Genomic DNA, 16,236 nt, shown 5'->3' with positions numbered 1-16,236 from the left:
GCCGCCCGCATGGTCAGCAAGAAGCCCGCCGTCGACGACGTGCGGAAGCTGACGGGGCCGGAGAAGGCCGCCGTCGTCCTGCTGTCGCTGGGCGAGGATCACACCAAGCTGTGGCAGGGTCTCGACGAGGACGAGATCAAGGAAATCTCCCAGGCGATGGCCTCGCTGGGCACCGTCAGCTCCCAGGTGGTCGAGGAGCTGCTGGTCGAATTCGTCTCGGGCATGAGCGGCTCGGGCGCGGTGATGGGCAGCTATGAGCAGACCCAGCGTCTGCTGGCCGCCTTCATGCCGCCCGACCGCGTCGACGCCCTCATGGAGGAGATTCGCGGCCCGGCCGGCCGCACCATGTGGGACAAGCTCGGCAACGTGAACGAGGCCGTGCTCGCCAACTACCTGAAGAACGAATACCCGCAGACCGTCGCGGTGGTGCTGTCCAAGATCAAGCCCGACCACGCCGCCCGGGTGCTAACGGCCCTGCCGGAGGACTTCGCCCTCGAGTGCGTCCAGCGCATGCTGCGCATGGAGCCGGTGCAGCGCGACATCCTCGACAAGATCGAACAGACCCTGCGCACCGAGTTCATGTCGAACCTCGCGCGCACCTCGAAACGCGACAGCCACGAGCTGATGGCCGACATCTTCAACAGCTTCGATCGCCAGACCGAGGCGCGGTTCATCGGCGCCCTCGAGGAGCGCAACCGCGAGGCGGCCGAGCGCATCCGGGCCCTGATGTTCGTCTTCGAGGACCTCGCCAAGCTGGATCCCGGCGGCATCCAGACCCTGCTCCGCGCCGTCGAGAAGGACCAGCTGGCGCTGGCGCTCAAGGGGGCGTCCGAAGCCCTTCGCGAGCTGTTCTTCTCCAACATGTCCGAACGCGCCGCCAAGATCATGCGCGAGGACATGGAGAGCATGGGCCCGGTCCGCCTGAAGGACGTCGACCAGGCCCAGATGGCCATGGTGCAGGTCGCCAAGGACCTCGCCGCCAAGGGCGAGATCATGCTGGTCGGCCAGGGCGGCGACGACGAGCTGATCTACTGACATGACCGCTCGCCCCTTCATCTTCGACACCGAGTTCGACGCCGCCGGCGTCGTCGTCCAGTCTTCCGCCTGGCAGCCGACCAAGCGCGCCTACACGCCCGCCGAGGTCGAAGCGCTTGTCGCCCAGGGGCGGCTGGAGGCGCGCGAGGCGGCACTGGGCGAAGCCGCGAGCCTTCAGGCGCAGGCCCTCTCCGCCATCGCCCAGGCGCTCGCCCACGCCGCGCCCGCCCTGACCCAGGTCGCCCAGGCCCACCGGGAACAATCGGCGGATCTCGCCCTCGCCGCGGCCCGCGTCGTCGCCGGGGCGGCCCTCGACCGCTTCCCCGCCGGCCCGCTGCAGGCGGCGCTCGAGGCGCTCGGCCACGAGATCGACGCCTCGCCGCGGCTGGTGGTGCGAACCGCCGGCCTCGACGAGGAAGGCCGCGGCCGGCTCGAGTCCCTCTGCGCCGACGCCGGCTTCACGGGCCTCATCGCCTTCCGGGACGAGCCGGGTCTGCCCGCCGCCTCCTTCCGTCTGGAGTGGAGCGACGGCCGCGCCGAGTTCGACGCCGATGCCGCCTTCTCGCGCATGGCCGACGCCCTGCATTCCGCCCTGGCCTCCGAGGCCGGCCACGCTGAAACCCTGAACGACGGGAGGCCTTGATGCCGTCCGACACTATCCCGCTGGAAGAGTTTCCGGACTCCACCGCCCTGGCCCCGCACGAGGAGCAGGGCGAGAAGACCGCCCACGACCTGGCGCCGGTCTTCGACGTGCCGGTGAACATCTCGGCCGTGCTCGGCAAGGCCCACATGTCGGTGGCCCAGCTGCTCAAGCTGAACCGCGGCTCGGTGCTGGAGCTGGACCGCAAGGTCGGCGAGGCCATCGACATCTTCGTCAACAACCGCCTCGTCGCCCGCGGCGAGGTCGTCGTGGTCGAGGACCGCCTCGGCGTGACCATGACGGAAATCATCAAGACCGAGGACTCGGGCGCCTGAAGCGGCGACCGGCTGTAGAGACTTAAGGGAGAAGACCCATGCGGCTTCTGGTGGTTGGCAGGCTCAGCGGACAGCTGGCGACGGCGGTGAAGATGGCCATGGCGCACGGCGCCAAGGTCCAGCACGTCGAGCGCGGCGACCAGGCCACGGAACAGCTGCGGCGGGGGCAGGGGGCTGACCTGCTGATGGTCGACTATCGCGTCGACATCGCCGCCCTCATCGCCGCCAACGAGGCCGAGCGCATCCACGTGCCGGTGGTCGCCTGCGGCGTGGACGCCGACGCCCGGGACGCGGCCGACGCCATCCGCGCCGGGGCCAAGGAGTTCATCCCCCTGCCGCCCGAGGCCGACCTGATCGCCGCGGTCCTGTCGGCGGTGGCCGACGACGAGCGCCCGATGATTTCCGCGGACCCGGCCATGCGGGCGGTCATCGGACTGGCGGACCAGGTGGCCCGCTCCGAGGCCTCCATCCTGATCACCGGCGAAAGCGGCGTCGGCAAGGAGGTGATGGCCCGCTACCTCCACAGCGGCTCGAAGCGCGCGGACAAGCCGTTCATCAGCGTCAACTGCGCCGCCATCCCGGACAACCTGCTGGAATCCGAACTGTTCGGCCACGAGAAGGGGGCTTTCACCGGCGCTCTGGCCCGCCGCATCGGCAAGTTCGAGGAGGCCCACGGCGGCACCCTCCTGCTGGACGAAATCTCCGAGATGGACGTCCGCCTGCAGGCCAAGCTGCTGCGCGCCATCCAGGAGCGGGTCATCGACCGCGTCGGCGGCACGAAGCCGGTGCCGGTCGACATCCGCATCATCGCCACCTCCAACCGCGACCTCGCCAAGTCGGTCGCCGAGGGGACCTTCCGCGAGGACCTGCTCTACCGCCTCAACGTCGTGAACCTGCGCCTGCCCGCCCTGCGCGAGCGGCCGGGCGACGTCGCTGTTCTGGCCGAGCACTTCGTCAAGAAGTACGCCGCCGCCAACGGCGTGCCGGTGCGCCCGATCTCCGCCGACGCCCGCCGCGCCCTCCAGGCCCACCGCTGGAACGGCAACGTCCGCGAGCTGGAGAACGCCATGCACCGGGCGGTGCTGCTGGCGACCGGCCCCGAGATCGACGTGGACGCCATCCGCCTGCCGGACGGCCAGCCGCTGGCGGGGGGAGGCTCGGCGCCGGCCTTTGACGCCGGACCGGCGGCCCGCGCCGCGTCGACCGCCGACGCCGTGTCCCGCGCCTTCGTCGGCCAGACGGTGGCGCAGATGGAGAAGACCCTGATCCTCGACACCCTGTCGCACTGTCTGGGCAACCGTACCCACGCCGCCAACATCCTCGGCATCTCGATCCGCACCCTGCGCAACAAGCTCAACGAATACGCCGACGAGGGCACGACCATTCCCGCCCCGCAGAGCGGCGTCGCCGCCTCCGGCTACGCGGCCTGACCATGGCTTCCCCGATGGACCGCAGAAGCGTCCTTGGCGGGCTCGGGGCGTTGTCCGCCGCCGGTTGCTCGCCCCAGTCCGCGCCCGAAGCGGCGCTGTCGGCTCCGCCCGCCCCTGTCGCCCCCGAACACTTCGACCTCTCCGCCCTCGAAGCGCGAAACGGCGGCCGCCTCGGCTTCGCCGCCATGGATCTGGCGCGGGGCCGCAACCTCGTCTGGCGGGGCGGCGAGCGCTTCGTCTACTGCTCCACCTTCAAGAGCTACCTGGCCGCCGCCACCCTGCTTCGGGTCCAGTCCGGCGCCGAGCGCCTCGAGCGCCTGATCCCCGTCACCCGGGCGGACATGGTCCTCCATGCCCCGACGACCGGGCCGGCGGTCGGCTCCACCCTCACGATCGAGCGACTGATGGAGGCGACGGTCGGGCTGAGCGACAATCCCGCCGCCAACATCCTCATCCGCGAGCTGGGTGGGATCGACGCCCTGCGCGCCTTCTACCGCGGCGTCGGCGACGACATCACCCGCGTCGACCGCCTCGAGCCCGAGATGAACCGGCTGGACGGCGACAAGGACACCACCACCCCGCTCCAGTCCATGCGGAACCTGGTCAGCCTGCTGGTGTCGGAGCGGACGCCCCTGTCCCCCGCGTCGAAGGCGCTGCTGCTGCGCTGGATGACCGAAACCCCGACGGGCGCCGGCCGCATCAAGGCGGGCGTTCCGGCCGGCTGGACCGTGGCGCACAAGACCGGCACCGGGGGTTACGGACCGAGCAACGACATCGGCGTCCTCTATCCGCCGGCCGGCGAGCCCGTGGTTCTGGCCGTCTACTATCACGCGACCCCGGAAAGCCCGGCCGCCTCCAACGACGCGGTGATCGCCGAGGCGACCCGGATGGCCCTGGATGCGTTCGGCCATGGCTGACGCGCCGCTGATGAAGGACGGGATGGCCCGTCCGACCGCCCTAGACATGCGCGGCTGGCTGCTGCGCGGCGAGGTGCTGATGGCGCTGGGCGTCATCGGCATCATCATGCTGCTGATCGTGCCGGTGCCCGGCATGCTGCTGGACCTGCTGCTGGCCATCTCGATCGTCGGCTCGGTGCTGATCCTGATGACGGCCCTGCTGATGAAGCGGCCGCTGGACTTCGCCATCTTCCCGACCGTCCTGCTGGTCGCCACCCTCTACCGGCTGGGCCTCAACCTCGCCTCAACCCGACTGATCCTCAGCCACGGACACGAGGGCCACGCCTCCGCGGGCCAGGTGATCCAGGCCTTCGGCAGCCTGATGATGGGCGGCAGCTTCATCATCGGCATCATCATCTTCGCCATCCTGCTGGTGGTGAACTTCGTCGTCATCACCAAGGGCTCGACCCGGATCGCCGAAGTGTCGGCGCGCTTCACCCTCGACTCCATGCCGGGCAAGCAGATGGCGATCGACGCCGACCTGTCTTCCGGCCTGATCGACGAGGAGACGGCCAAGACCCGGCGCAAGGAGCTGGAGCAGGAATCGACCTTCTTCGGGGCCATGGACGGCGCCTCCAAATTCGTCCGCGGCGACGCCGTCGCCGGCCTGATCATCACCTTCATCAACGCCATCGGCGGCGTCCTGATCGGCGTGCTCTCCCATGGCCTGCCGGCCGGCGAGGCGGCCGACACCTACGTCCTGCTGACCGTCGGCGACGGCCTCGTCACCCAGGTGCCGGCCCTGATCGTGTCGATCGCCGCCGGCTTCCTCGTCTCCAAGGCGGGCGTCGAGGGCTCCGCCGACAAGGCCCTGGTCAGCCAGCTGGCCACCAACCCCGTCAGCCTCGGCGTCGTCTCGGGCGCCGCCGGCCTCATCGGACTGATCCCCGGCATGCCGCTGCTGCCGTTCGCCGCGCTCGCCCTCGGCGCCGGCTTCATGGCGTGGAAGCTCGGCCGCCAGCGCCTCAGGCCCAAGCCCGTGGACGCCGACGCCGTGGTGGCCGGCCCGAAGGAGGACGTCGAGGAGCCGATCGGCACGGCCCTGTCCATCGACGAGGTCAAGATCGAGCTCGGCTACTCGCTGCTGTCCCTGATCAACGACCTCGAGGGTCGCCGCCTGACCGACCAGGTCCGCGCCCTGCGCCGGTCGCTCGCCCAGGAGTACGGTTTCGTCATGCCGTCGGTGCGCATCCTCGACAACATGCGCCTCGGCACCCAGGGCTACGCCATCCGCATCAAGGAGATGGAGGCGGGCCAGGGCGAGGTCCGCCTCGGCTGCCTGATGGCCATGGACCCGGCCGGCCGACAGGTCGAACTGCCCGGCGAGCACACGCGCGAACCGGCCTTCGGCCTGCCCGCCACCTGGATCGACGAAAGCCTGCGCGAGGAGGCCACCTTCCGCGGCTACACCATCGTCGACCCCTCGACAGTGCTGACCACCCACCTGACTGAGATCCTCAAGGAGAACATGGCCGACCTGCTCTCCTACGCCGAGGTCCAGAAGCTGCTGAAGGAGCTGGGGCCCGAGGAGAAGAAGCTGGTCGACGAGCTGATCCCGACCGTGGTCACCGTCACCACCCTGCAGCGCGTGCTCCAGTCCCTGCTGCGCGAGAAGGTCTCGATCCGCGACCTGCCGGCCATCCTCGAAGGCCTCGCCGAGGCCGCGCCGCACACCTCGTCGGTCACCACCCTGGTCGAGCACGTCCGCGCCCGCCTGGCCCGGCAGCTGTGCTGGCAGCACAAGGGCGACGACGGCGCCCTGCCGATCGTCACCCTCTCGCCCGAGTGGGAGCAGGCCTTCGCCGACAGCCTCGTCGGCCAGGGCGAGGAGCGCCAGCTGGCCATGGCGCCCTCGAAGCTGCAGGACTTCATCCGCGCCGTCCGCGACGTGTTCGAGCGCGCCGCCATGGCCGGCGAGACCGCGGTCCTGCTCACCGGCCCGCAGATCCGCCCCTACGTCCGCTCGATCATCGAACGCTTCCGCGGCCAGACCGTGGTGATGAGCCAGAACGAGGTCCACCCCAAGGCCCGGCTGCGGACCATCGGAAGCGTCTGACGCCGCCTTCCCGCCTCGCGGGTGGACGACGGGCCGCTAGTTCGCCTCCGTCCAGCCGCCCGCCGAGGCCGCCCGCGCCGCATCGTTGGCGGGACGGGCGATCAGGCCCGACTGGGTGATCCACACCTCATAGCGGGCCCCGTCGGCCATCGGCATATAGGCGGCGCCCCCGTACAGGGTGTCGACCGCGTCGATGTAGCGCCGGTGGCGGCGCGCCAGCGTCCAGGCGTCCAGCCGCCACGGCAGCCAGTCGGGCCCGGCGTCCCCGCCCGACAGCGGATGCACGCTGCGCTCGGCGTTGATCTCCTGCTCGATCGAGCGGTAGCGGCCCGACAGCCGGTCCAGCCGGTACTGCGAATCCAGCCCCAGCACATTGGCCCAGGGCTTCCACTTCAGCACCTGCGCCTCGATGCGCCATTCGTCCCCGTGCAGCGGATACAGGTTGGCGGCCGCCGGCATGTCCTCGCCGCGATCCGGCTGGATCACCGTCGCCTCGAAATACTGCGGGCCCAGCTGGCGGATCTGTACCGTCGCCACCGGCCGTTCGTAGGTCAGGCGCGCGTAGGTCTGCACGTCCAGCGCCAGCAGCCCGGCGATGGTCGCGGCCGCCATCAGGGCCGCGCCCGCGCCGCCGCCCAGCAGGCCGCCCACCAACCGGCCGCGGAAGAGGGCCGCCAGCCCCTTCAGCAGGAGGGCCAGCCCCAGCAGGCCCACGATCGCGGGCGCGATCCACCACCACCAGACCATACGCCTCCTCCCCCGTCAGAGAACCGGCCCCATCCTTTACCCTAAAACCGGACAGCGAAGGGGGTTTCTCCCGGCACGCGACTGGACAGGGGCGATCCCCCCGCTAATGCTCCCGCCCGATGTTTTCGGCGCCGCGCGACACCCTCCGGGCCCTGGGCCGCTTCCTGCGCACGCCGGGCCTCGGCCGCCGAATCGCCGCCCTCCTGACCGCGGCTATCGTTCTGCTGCTGGCGATCAACATCGCCGTGTTCGTGCTTATACGCCGGACCGCCGAGTTCAATGACACCGTCGACCAGACCCAGCAGACCCGGATGCTGTCGCAGCGCCTGCTGACCCGACTGGTCGATGCCGAGACCGGGCAGCGCGGCTTCATGCTGACCGGCCGCGCCGACTACCTGGCGGTGCACGAGGAGGCGCGGCGCGAGCTGCCGCAACTGTTTGACGACCTGGCCGTGCAGACCCTCGGCGACCCCGACCTCGGTCCCCGCATGGAGCGGATCCGGGAACTCTCCGACGAGCGGCTGCCGCTCATGGATCGCACCGTCCTGCTGGCCCGCACCGGCCGTATCGGCGAGGCGGTCGCCCTCGTCCGCGGGGGCCGGGGCAAGGTCCTCATGGACGGCATGCGCGCGGAGATCGCCGTCATCGACGAGATCCTCGAGACGCGCCTCCAGTTCCGCACCCGCCAGACCGAGTGGGCCGGCGCGGTGACCGTCGCGGCCAACGCCCTCGGCGCCCTGGTGATCATCATCCTTGCAGGCGTCAGCGCCTGGCTGGTGCGCCGCTACGTGCTCGAGATCCAGCAGGCCCGCGACGCCATCGCCGCGCTGAACGCCAGTCTCGAGAGCAAGGTTCGCGACCGCACCGCCGACCTCACCCGGGCCAACGAGGAGATCCAGCGCTTCGCCTACATCGTCAGCCACGATCTGCGGGCGCCGCTGGTCAACGTCATGGGCTACACGTCCGAACTGGAGCAGGCCAACAAGGCGCTGGACCGGCAGGTCGCCGCCATCGAGCAGCGCGCGCCGAAGACCCTCGACCCCGACGCCGTCGTGGCGGTGCGCGAGGACGTGCCGGAGGCGATCGGCTTCATCCGCGCCTCGACCGAGAAGATGGACCGGCTGATCAACGCCATCCTGCGGCTGTCGCGCGAAGGCCGGCGCGCCTTGGTGGTCGAGAGCCTCGACATGACCCGCATGGTCGAGGGCATCGCCGCCAGCGTCCGCCACCAGACCGAGGCCGCCTCGGCCGAGATCGTCGTGGAGCCCCTGCCGTGGCTGGAGAGCGACCGGCTTTCGGTCGAGCAGGTCTTCGGCAACCTGATCGATAACGCCGTCAAGTATCTCGACCGCTCGCGGCCGGGCCGGATCGTGGTCTCGGGCGCGGAGGAAGCGGGGCGGGTCGTCTATCGGGTGGCCGACAACGGCCGCGGCATCTCCGATCGCGACCATGAGCGCATCTTCGAGCTGTTCCGCCGCTCCGGCCGGCAGGACCGTCCCGGCGAAGGCCTCGGCCTCGCCTTCGTCCGCAACAGCGTTCGACGCCTCGGCGGCGAGATCACGCTGGAGTCGGAGCTTGGGCGGGGCTCGACATTCATCCTGAAATTCCCCAAACGCCTGAACCTCGCCGAGCCCGGAGACTACGCATGAGCGCATCCGTGAAGATCGTGATGGTCGAGGACGATCTCGGCCACGCCAAGCTGATCGAGAAGAACATCCGGCGCGCCAACATCGCCAATGAGATCGTCCACTTCGACGAGGGCGGCGCGGCGCTGGAGTTCCTGTTCAGCGAGGAGGTCCGCCAGAACGGTCCGCTGCTCATCCTGCTCGACCTGAACCTGCCCGACATGTCCGGCACCGACATCCTTGCGCGGGTGAAGAACGACGAGCGACTGCACCGCGCCCCCGTCGTGGTCCTGACCACCACCGACGACAAGCTCGAGATCCAGCGCTGCTACGACCTCGGCTGCAACGTCTACATCACCAAGCCGGTCGACTACGAAAGCTTTGCGGGAGCCATTCGCCAGCTCGGGCTTTTCCTGTCGGTGATGCAGGCGCCGGAAATCGAGTGAAGGCCCCCGGGGAAGTCATCCGCCTGCTCTATATCGATGACGACCGCGGCCTGTCGCGGCTGGTCGAGAAGGAGCTGGGGCGACACGGCTACGTCGTCACCTGCGCGCCCGACGGCGACGCGGGGCTCGATATCCTTGCCGCGGCCCCGGCCGCCTTCGACGTCGTCGCGCTCGATCACTACATGCCCGGCCGTGAAGGCCTCGAGGTGCTTCCGGACATCGTCGCCCTGCCGGATCCGCCGCCGGTGGTCTACGTCACCGGCGCCCAGGAGGGCCGCATCGCCGTCGCCGCCCTTCGCGCCGGGGCCGCTGACTATGTGATCAAGGACGTTTCCGAGGATTTCACCGCCCTGCTTCGCAACGCCCTCGAGCATGCGCTGCAGGCCCGCCGTCTCCGCCGGGCGAACGAGGAGGCCCAGGAGCAGATCCGTCTCGCCCGGGACCGCGCCGAAGCCATGCTGCGCGAGGTCAATCACCGCGTCGGCAACTCGCTGCAACTGGTCTCCAGCTTCATGTCGCTGCAGCTGCGCCACCTGACCGACGAGGGCGCCCGCGCGGCCCTGCGCGAGTCGCAGGCTCGCATCGAGGCCGTCGCCCACGTCCACCGCCGCCTGTACACCTCCGGCGACATGGCCTCGGTCGCGCTGGACGAATACCTCGAAGGCCTGATCGACGAGCTGGACAAGTCGCTCGGGCCCGACGCCGGCTCTCCGAGGATCGTGCTTCGCGCCGAACCGATGCGCGTCTCCACCGACCAGGCGGTCTCGCTCGGCGTGGTGGTCACCGAGCTTGTCACCAACGCCGCCAAATACGCCTATGCGCCGGGGGAGGGCGGCGAAATCCGCGTCATTCTCGAGGCGGACGGCGCAGACCGCGCCCTGCTGACGGTCGAGGACGACGGCCCGGGCATGGGCGACGGCAAGCCCAAGGGCACCGGCCTGGGCGGGAAGATCATCTCCGCCATGGCGGCCGGTCTGCGCTCGGCTGTGGAGTTCGATCCGGCGCACAAGGGTGTGCGGGCGCGGCTCGCCTTCGACCTCTGATGCGACCGCGGCTCCAGTTCGGAACGCCCGAGCAGGGGCTCGACTACCCGATCCGGCCCACCGCCTTCGGTCTTGTCGTTCACGAAACGCATCTGGCCTGCGTCCGGGTCGACCGCGGCGACCGCAGCTACTACGACCTGCCGGGTGGGGCGATCGACGGCGAGGAAACCGAGGAGCAGGCGCTGGTCCGGGAGTTCCTCGAGGAGACCGGCATGACCGTCCGACCCGTCGAGCGGCTCGGCGAGGCCGCCCAGTTCTTCCGCCGCTCCGACGGAGAGCCGCTCAACAACACGGGCGGCTTCTGGATCGCCGAACGCCTCTCGCTGGACCCCGCCGCCAAGATCGAGGCCGATCACGAACTGGTCTGGCTGGCGCCGGGGGCCGCGCTGCAAAAGCTTCGCCACGACGCCCACGCCTGGGCGGTGGCGGCCTTGCTGCGACATCGCGCCTGAGCCTTCGACGGAACGGGTGTTGTCCGCGGCCGTTGCCCTCCCGAAGCGCCTTCATGTCGAAGACGCAGTCAGAGGGAGGCTCCCATGCCCGACCACGACCGTATCGAGGGTTCCGCCAAGCAGATGGGCGGCAAGATGAAGGAAACCGCCGGCGACATCACCGGCGACGAGAAGATGAAGACCGAGGGCAAGGCGGACCAGGTCGAAGGCAAGGTCCAGAACGCCGTCGGCGGCGTGAAGGACGCCCTGCGCGACGACAAGCGCCACTAACCTCGGACGAACGAACGAAGCGCCGCCCGCCGGTCCGGTGGGCGGCGTTCGTATGTCCGGATCAGTCCCGCTCGCCCCAGCGGATCGTCAGGCCCTCGTCCCTTTCGTCGCGGCGGCTGGCGGGGCGGCATTGCTCCTCCCAGACCACTCCGCCCCCGGGTTGCGCGCGCGGGCGGGTCTCGCAGATGCGCTCGTCGAGCACCGCCGATGCGCGGCCGCTTCGCGAAGGCGCGCCGCACTGCAGGCCGTAGCGGTCGCCTTCGGCCTCCTGCCGGCAGGCGTCGGTCGCCGGGCCCGGAGCCAGGCCTGCCGGCAGGGCCTCGCCGAGATGTGCGGCCAGCACCGTTCGGACCCGCGCCTGACACGCCTCCAGCGTCTCCCCGGCGCTGCGGATAAGCGGGCTGCACTGCGCCCGCTCGTAGCCGTAGGGATCGGTCCGCGCCGAGTCCGGGATCGGCGGCGGGGGAGCCTCGGCGACGACGGGGGCTGCGGACTGCGGCTCCGACCAGACCACCTCGTCCGCGGCCGCCGGGGAAGCCTGCTGCAGCAGCACGGCGATGACGGCGGCGAGCATGGGCGTCCTCCTGTGGCGGGTGACAGCCTAGCTCATTTCGCCAGCGCCCGCATCGCTCGCTCGAGCCCCTCCAGCGTCAACGGATACATCCGTTCGTCCACCAGCTCGCGGATCAGGCCCACCGAGGGCGAATAACCCCAGTACCGCTCCGGCGCGGGATTCAGCCACGCCACCCGGTCCCACTGCTGGGTGGCCCGCTTCAGCCACACCGCCCCGGCCTCCTCGTTCCAGTGCTCGACCGAGCCGCCGGGCATGGTCACCTCGTAGGGGCTCATGGTCGCGTCGCCGACGAAGAGGGCGCGCCAGTCGGCGGGGTATTTGTGCAGCAGGTCCCAGGTCGGGATCTTCTCGGTGTGCCGGCGCCGGTTGTCCTTCCACACCCCCTCGTAGAGGCAGTTGTGGAAGTAGAAGAATTCCAGATGCCTGAACTCGGTCCGGGCGGCCGAGAACAGCTCCTCGCACATCTTCACATGGGCATCCATCGACCCGCCGATGTCGAGGAACAGCAGCACCTTGATGGTGTTGCGCCGCTCCGGCCGCATGTGGATGTCCAGCCAGCCCTGACGCGCCGTGCCGTCGATGGTGGCGTCGATGTCCAGCTCGTCGGCCGCCCCCTGCCGCGCGAACCGGCGCAGGCGGCGCAGCGCCACCTTGATGTTGCGCGTCCCCAGTTCGACCTGGTCGTCGAGGTTCCGGTACTCGCGCTTCTCCCACACCTTCACCGCCCGACCCTGCCGCCCCGGTCCGCCGATGCGCACGCCTTCCGGATTGTAGCCGCCGTGTCCGAACGGGCTGGTCCCGCCGGTGCCGATCCACTTGTTCCCGCCCTCGTGGCGGCCCTTCTGCTCCTCGAGCCGCTGCTTCAGCGTCTCCATCAGCCTGTCGAACCCGCCCAGCGCCTCGATCTGCGCCTTCTCCTCGTCGCTCAGGTATTTCTCGGTCAGCAGCCGCAGCCAGTCTTCCGGGATGTCGGTGGTCAGGTCCTCGCCCGCGCCCACGGTCTCGACCCCGGCGAACACCTTGCCGAACACCTGGTCGAAGCGGTCGTAGTGTTTCTCGTCCTTGACCAGCACCGCCCGCGACAAGTGATAGAAATCCTCCACCCGACCGCCGGCCAGGCCGCGGTCCATGGCCTCCATCAGATGGAGCCATTCCTTCATCGACACCGGCACCTTGGCGTCGCGCAGGGCGGTGAAGAAGGGGAGCAGCATGGGGCCAAGGCCTATCAGGAACCCGCGGCGGGCGAAATCTGTCCGACGCCTTGAGGATCGACAGGCCTGCGGATAGGGAGTCGTCATGTCAGCTTCGCCGGCCCAGCCCTCCGCCGCGGATCGCGCGGTCGCCGCCCTCCAGAAGGGCGCGTGGGAAGAAGCCCGATCGCTGCTGGAGCCCGCCGTTTCCCGCGGCGAGACGAACGCCGCCATCCTGTCGGTCTGGGGCTGGGCCCTGGCCCGGCTCGGCCGCCGGGACGAGGCTGAACGAGCGGTCGATGAAGCCCTGCAGCTCGAGCCGGGCAATCTCCGGGCCTGCCTTCTGAAGGCCGACCTGCTCGGGGCGCGCCAGGCCAACCGGGAAGCCAGCATCTTCTATCGCGCGGTTCGCGAGTTCGGCGAGGGCCGCACCGATTTGCCTCCCGACATTCAGGACGGGGTGCGCCGCGCCCGGCAGGTTCAGGACGGACTGACCCGCGATCTTTTCAGCCACCTGCGCCGCGACCTGGCCGCGGCCGGCTACGACGAGACGACCTCCAGCCCGAGATTCAGTCAGGCGCTGGATCTCGCCAGCGGCAAGAAGACGGCCTACTTCCAGCAGCCTCGCAACTTCTTCCTCCCCGAGCTGCCCCATGTGCAGTTCTTTCCGCGGGAGATGTTCCCCTGGCTGGAAGCGCTGGAGGCGGAGACGGACGCCATCACGGCCGAGCTCGAGCAGCTGCTGGCCGGGGACGAGCGGTTTTCGCCCTACCTGAAGACCATACCCGATCTGCCCAGCCAGAAAGACTACCCGCTGATCGACAGCATGGACTGGAGCTCCTGCTTCCTGGTCAACGGGGCGCCGACGCCGGCGGCGGAACAGTGCCCGCGCACCATGGCCGCGCTGGAGTCCGTCCCGCTGTGCCGCGTGCCCGGCCGCTCGCCCCAGGTGATGTTCTCGCAGCTCAGGCCCGGCGCCCACATCCGGCCGCATACCGGGGCCGTGAACACACGCCTGATCTGCCACCTCCCGCTGATCGTCCCGCCCAACTGCCGGTTCCGCGTCGGAAACGAGGTCAGGGAGTGGGAGAAGGGCAAGGCCTGGGTGTTCGACGACACGATCGAACATGAAGCGATCAACCAGAGCGACCGCAACCGCGTGGTCCTGATCTTCGATATCTGGCGCCCCGAGCTGACGGAGGAGGAGCAGCGCCTCGTCTCCACCCTGCTCGAATCCCTCGACGCCTACTCCCCCGCCGTCGCGGCCTGGAGCTAGGCGCCGAGCAGCCCGATCAGCTGGTCCGCATCGGCCGGGGCGGCGCTCTTGATGTCGTTGTCGAAGTAGACGAACACCTCGCGGTCCTTGCGCCACGTCCGGACCGCCGCCGCCCAGTCCCGCAGCGCCGCCTCGCCATAGCGGCCGTGATAGCGCCCGCCCGGGCCGTGCCCGCGCAGATAGACGAAGTCCGCCGTCGCCTCCCACGGCGCGGGGGCATGGTGATGGTCCGAGAGGCACAGCGCCACGTTCCGTTGGCGCAGCATCTCCAGCACCTCGTCGGCGTACCAGCCCGGATGGCGGAACTCGACGCTGTAGCGGCGCCCGGCCGGAAGGGCGTCGAGAAAGCTTTCCAGCCGTTCGTCGTTGCGATGCAGGTTGGGCGGCAGCTGGAACAGGATCGGCCCGGTCTTCGGCCCCAGTCCGGCGATCCGTTCGAACATGTACGCCAGCGGCTCCCCCGGATCCTTCAGCTTCTTGTTGTGGGTGATGAACCTCGAGGCCTTCCAGGCGAACAGGAAGTCGTCCGGCGTCTGCTCGCGCCACCCGGCCACGGCCTTGTCTGTCGGCATGCGGTAGAAGCTGGCGTTGATCTCCAGCGTGCGAAAGCGGCGCGAAATGTAGGCCAGCCGTCCGGCCGCCGTCACCTCATCCGGATAGAACGGCCCGTTCCAGTCCTTGTAGGCCCAGCCGGAGGTGCCGATCCGAACGTCGCGCATGAGCGGCCAACGGCGGTCGGGCGCCGGCGGTTCCGCCTATCCCCGCCGCAGGATGAACTCGTCGTCCATCCAGCGGCCGACCGGATACTGGTACTCGCCCGCCTTCTCGAAGCCCCAGGCCGCATAAAGCTTCTGCGCCTTCAGGTTGCCGCTCCATACGCCGATCCACAGCGGACCGTCGGTGTGCGCCTCCATCCATGCCAGCGCCGTCTCCAGCAGCCGGGTCCCGAGCCCGAGGCCCTGCGCGGCCTTCGACACGTACAGCCGCCGCAGCTCCGCATGGCTGGCGCGCGCCTCGGGGTGGGGCAGGGTGTTCGGGCCGGTGTTGGCGAAGGCCAGCAGCCGGCCGTCCTTCTCCGCCACCCACCAGGCCGCGCCGGGCTCCCTGAGCTTGGTGCGGATCGTCTCCGCATTGAAGCTGGCGTCGAGAAACGCCGCCAGGTCGTCGGCCGGGTAGGGGATGCCGAATCCGGTCACGAAGGTGTCGATGAAGGTCTGCCGGCCCAGCTCGCCGAGGGCGGCGGCGTCGGCGTCTTCAGCGGGGCGGATCACGGCGTCGGTCATCTCCGGCGCCTAGCGCCTCGATCCGGGCGCGACAAGACCGTTGCGTCGGCCTAGTCTCGCCGGGTGAGCCGGTCCGTCCACCCGTCCCCGCCGACCGCCCGCGCCGACGAGGTTGTCACCTCGCCCGCAGGCGGCTACCACCTGACCGGGTCCGGCCGTCCGGCGGCCGACCGCATCCAGGTCTTGGGGGAGGACGAAGGGTCGGATCGCATGGGACTTTCCGACCTGCCGCGCATGTCAGCCCCCGCCCGAGACACCGCTGCGGAACCGTCCGCCCCGGCCTCCGCGGCCCTCGTCGTCGTGCGCCCGGGCGCGATCATCCTGGCCCGTCACGGCGAGCCGGCCCTGTCGCGCAAATGCCTGCTGACCTCCGACCAGTACCGCGACTGGTGGGCCCGCTACGAGGTCGGGGGCCTGCGCGCCGGCCAGACGCCCCCGCCCGAGCTGGTGGCCACCGCCGAGGGCGCCGGCGCCATCTACGCCTCCACCCGGCAGCGCGCCCAGGAGACCGCCGCCGCCGTCGCCGCCGGCAAGGAGGTGATGTCCGACGCCCTGTTCATAGAGGCGCCCCTGCCGCCGCCGCACTTCCCCTCCTGGTTCAGGCTGCCGCCCAAGTATTGGGGCGCCGTGGCCCGCATCTGGTGGCACGCCTTCAACCATCACGAGGGCCAGGAGACCCGCGCCCAGGCCGAGATCCGCGCCGAACAGGCCGCCCAGGCCCTGATCGCCCGCGCCGAGGCCGGCCAGGACGTCCTGGTCCTCGCCCACGGCTACTTCAACCACATGGTCGGCCGCCGCCTGAAGGCCGACGGCTGGAAGCTGGTCCACAACCAGGGCTACAAATACTGGTCCCAGCGCCGCTACGAGAAGCGCTGACG

At 70.1% G+C, this 16,236-nt stretch carries 18 protein-coding genes; 13 read left to right on the top strand and 5 right to left on the bottom strand.

Features of this window, described 5'->3' with window-relative positions:
- Window positions 1-9 precede the first annotated feature (9 nt).
- From fliG to flhA, 6 genes are read left to right on the top strand one after another with little or no spacing between them, the layout of a single operon-like run.
- On the top strand, window positions 10-1,035 hold the full coding sequence (gene fliG / locus BM333_RS07270) for a flagellar motor switch protein FliG (protein WP_092309657.1): 1,026 nt from the start codon (window positions 10-12) through the stop codon (window positions 1,033-1,035).
- Window position 1,036: 1 nt separating this feature from the next.
- Window positions 1,037-1,678 (top strand): FliH/SctL family protein, encoded by a 642-nt coding sequence (locus BM333_RS07265; RefSeq protein WP_092309069.1) that lies wholly within the window; start codon window positions 1,037-1,039, stop codon window positions 1,676-1,678.
- Window positions 1,678-2,010: a flagellar motor switch protein FliN gene (gene fliN / locus BM333_RS07260; protein ID WP_092309066.1), complete on the top strand. Its 333-nt coding sequence runs from the start codon at window positions 1,678-1,680 to the stop codon at window positions 2,008-2,010. Before BM333_RS07265 ends, fliN begins: the two co-directional genes overlap by 1 nt.
- A 38-nt stretch (window positions 2,011-2,048) precedes the next feature.
- Window positions 2,049-3,440: a sigma-54-dependent transcriptional regulator FlbD gene (flbD, locus tag BM333_RS07255; protein ID WP_092309063.1), complete on the top strand. Its 1,392-nt coding sequence runs from the start codon at window positions 2,049-2,051 to the stop codon at window positions 3,438-3,440.
- Window positions 3,441-3,454: 14 nt separating this feature from the next.
- Window positions 3,455-4,357 (top strand): class A beta-lactamase, encoded by a 903-nt coding sequence (bla, locus tag BM333_RS07250; protein WP_218151433.1) that lies wholly within the window; start codon window positions 3,455-3,457, stop codon window positions 4,355-4,357.
- Entirely contained in the window at window positions 4,350-6,452 is a 2,103-nt protein-coding gene (flhA, locus tag BM333_RS07245; protein WP_092309654.1) for a flagellar biosynthesis protein FlhA, read from the top strand. The genes bla and flhA overlap by 8 nt, the downstream gene beginning before the upstream one ends.
- A gap of 36 nt (window positions 6,453-6,488) precedes the next feature.
- Here flhA and BM333_RS07240 read toward each other — a convergent pair whose 3' ends face one another.
- On the bottom strand, window positions 6,489-7,199 hold the full coding sequence (locus tag BM333_RS07240) for a hypothetical protein (RefSeq protein ID WP_092309057.1): 711 nt from the start codon (window positions 7,197-7,199) through the stop codon (window positions 6,489-6,491).
- A gap of 119 nt (window positions 7,200-7,318) precedes the next feature.
- Here BM333_RS07240 and BM333_RS07235 point away from each other — a divergent pair, with 119 nt between their 5' ends.
- From BM333_RS07235 to BM333_RS07215, 5 genes are all read left to right on the top strand, one after another.
- Window positions 7,319-8,848, top strand: coding sequence for a sensor histidine kinase (locus tag BM333_RS07235; protein WP_092309054.1), 1,530 nt, complete (start codon window positions 7,319-7,321; stop codon window positions 8,846-8,848).
- Complete coding sequence (locus BM333_RS07230; RefSeq protein WP_092309052.1) at window positions 8,845-9,270, top strand: response regulator; 426 nt, start codon at window positions 8,845-8,847, stop codon at window positions 9,268-9,270. Before BM333_RS07235 ends, BM333_RS07230 begins: the two co-directional genes overlap by 4 nt.
- The gene (locus tag BM333_RS07225; protein WP_092309050.1) at window positions 9,267-10,313 is read left to right on the top strand and encodes a sensor histidine kinase; all 1,047 of its coding nucleotides are present in this window, start codon (window positions 9,267-9,269) and stop codon (window positions 10,311-10,313) included. The genes BM333_RS07230 and BM333_RS07225 overlap by 4 nt, the downstream gene beginning before the upstream one ends.
- Window positions 10,313-10,765, top strand: a complete 453-nt coding sequence (locus tag BM333_RS07220; protein WP_092309048.1) for an NUDIX domain-containing protein — start codon at window positions 10,313-10,315, stop codon at window positions 10,763-10,765. Before BM333_RS07225 ends, BM333_RS07220 begins: the two co-directional genes overlap by 1 nt.
- An 84-nt stretch (window positions 10,766-10,849) precedes the next feature.
- Window positions 10,850-11,035, top strand: a complete 186-nt coding sequence (locus BM333_RS07215; protein WP_092309046.1) for a CsbD family protein — start codon at window positions 10,850-10,852, stop codon at window positions 11,033-11,035.
- Window positions 11,036-11,096: 61 nt separating this feature from the next.
- On the opposite strand, the gene BM333_RS07210 is transcribed toward BM333_RS07215, so the two are convergent.
- Together BM333_RS07210 and BM333_RS07205 are read right to left on the bottom strand one after the other, a co-directional pair.
- Entirely contained in the window at window positions 11,097-11,609 is a 513-nt protein-coding gene (locus BM333_RS07210; protein ID WP_092309044.1) for a hypothetical protein, read from the bottom strand.
- A gap of 32 nt (window positions 11,610-11,641) precedes the next feature.
- Complete coding sequence (locus tag BM333_RS07205) at window positions 11,642-12,820, bottom strand: vWA domain-containing protein (RefSeq protein ID WP_092309042.1); 1,179 nt, start codon at window positions 12,818-12,820, stop codon at window positions 11,642-11,644.
- An 85-nt stretch (window positions 12,821-12,905) separates the two neighbouring features.
- Here BM333_RS07205 and BM333_RS07200 point away from each other — a divergent pair, with 85 nt between their 5' ends.
- Window positions 12,906-14,075: an aspartyl/asparaginyl beta-hydroxylase domain-containing protein gene (locus tag BM333_RS07200; RefSeq protein ID WP_092309040.1), complete on the top strand. Its 1,170-nt coding sequence runs from the start codon at window positions 12,906-12,908 to the stop codon at window positions 14,073-14,075.
- On the opposite strand, the gene BM333_RS07195 is transcribed toward BM333_RS07200, so the two are convergent.
- The gene (locus BM333_RS07195; protein ID WP_092309038.1) at window positions 14,072-14,794 is read right to left on the bottom strand and encodes a DUF72 domain-containing protein; all 723 of its coding nucleotides are present in this window, start codon (window positions 14,792-14,794) and stop codon (window positions 14,072-14,074) included. The two genes, BM333_RS07200 and BM333_RS07195, sit on opposite strands and share 4 nt — an antisense overlap.
- 36 nt (window positions 14,795-14,830) lie before the next feature.
- On the bottom strand, window positions 14,831-15,358 hold the full coding sequence (locus BM333_RS07190; RefSeq protein ID WP_092309036.1) for a GNAT family N-acetyltransferase: 528 nt from the start codon (window positions 15,356-15,358) through the stop codon (window positions 14,831-14,833).
- A 234-nt stretch (window positions 15,359-15,592) separates the two neighbouring features.
- On the opposite strand from BM333_RS07190, the gene BM333_RS07185 reads away from it, so the two are divergent.
- Window positions 15,593-16,234, top strand: a complete 642-nt coding sequence (locus tag BM333_RS07185; RefSeq protein ID WP_092309651.1) for a histidine phosphatase family protein — start codon at window positions 15,593-15,595, stop codon at window positions 16,232-16,234.
- Window positions 16,235-16,236: the final 2 nt, after the last annotated feature.

Origin of the sequence: Brevundimonas viscosa (assembly GCF_900116065.1) — a bacterium.
Lineage (GTDB): Bacteria > Pseudomonadota > Alphaproteobacteria > Caulobacterales > Caulobacteraceae > Brevundimonas > Brevundimonas viscosa.
This window is presented reverse-complemented; position numbering and strand designations above follow the sequence as displayed.

Bases quoted from the DNA above. Each gene is read 5' to 3' on its own strand.
- flbD (WP_092309063.1), top strand. From the start codon at position 2,049: ATGCGGCTTCTGGTGGTTGGCAGGCTCAGCGGACAGCTGGCGACGGCG.
- BM333_RS07195 (WP_092309038.1), bottom strand. From the start codon at position 14,794: ATGCGCGACGTTCGGATCGGCACCTCCGGCTGGGCCTACAAGGACTGG.
- BM333_RS07190 (WP_092309036.1), bottom strand. From the start codon at position 15,358: ATGACCGACGCCGTGATCCGCCCCGCTGAAGACGCCGACGCCGCCGCC.
- BM333_RS07200 (WP_092309040.1), top strand. From the start codon at position 12,906: ATGTCAGCTTCGCCGGCCCAGCCCTCCGCCGCGGATCGCGCGGTCGCC.
- BM333_RS07220 (WP_092309048.1), top strand. From the start codon at position 10,313: ATGCGACCGCGGCTCCAGTTCGGAACGCCCGAGCAGGGGCTCGACTAC.
- BM333_RS07230 (WP_092309052.1), top strand. From the start codon at position 8,845: ATGAGCGCATCCGTGAAGATCGTGATGGTCGAGGACGATCTCGGCCAC.
- flhA (WP_092309654.1), top strand. From the start codon at position 4,350: ATGGCTGACGCGCCGCTGATGAAGGACGGGATGGCCCGTCCGACCGCC.
- fliN (WP_092309066.1), top strand. From the start codon at position 1,678: ATGCCGTCCGACACTATCCCGCTGGAAGAGTTTCCGGACTCCACCGCC.
- BM333_RS07205 (WP_092309042.1), bottom strand. From the start codon at position 12,820: ATGCTGCTCCCCTTCTTCACCGCCCTGCGCGACGCCAAGGTGCCGGTG.
- fliG (WP_092309657.1), top strand. From the start codon at position 10: ATGGTCAGCAAGAAGCCCGCCGTCGACGACGTGCGGAAGCTGACGGGG.
- bla (WP_218151433.1), top strand. From the start codon at position 3,455: ATGGACCGCAGAAGCGTCCTTGGCGGGCTCGGGGCGTTGTCCGCCGCC.
- BM333_RS07240 (WP_092309057.1), bottom strand. From the start codon at position 7,199: ATGGTCTGGTGGTGGTGGATCGCGCCCGCGATCGTGGGCCTGCTGGGG.
- BM333_RS07210 (WP_092309044.1), bottom strand. From the start codon at position 11,609: ATGCTCGCCGCCGTCATCGCCGTGCTGCTGCAGCAGGCTTCCCCGGCG.
- BM333_RS07265 (WP_092309069.1), top strand. From the start codon at position 1,037: ATGACCGCTCGCCCCTTCATCTTCGACACCGAGTTCGACGCCGCCGGC.
- BM333_RS07235 (WP_092309054.1), top strand. From the start codon at position 7,319: ATGTTTTCGGCGCCGCGCGACACCCTCCGGGCCCTGGGCCGCTTCCTG.
- BM333_RS07185 (WP_092309651.1), top strand. From the start codon at position 15,593: ATGTCAGCCCCCGCCCGAGACACCGCTGCGGAACCGTCCGCCCCGGCC.
- BM333_RS07215 (WP_092309046.1), top strand. From the start codon at position 10,850: ATGCCCGACCACGACCGTATCGAGGGTTCCGCCAAGCAGATGGGCGGC.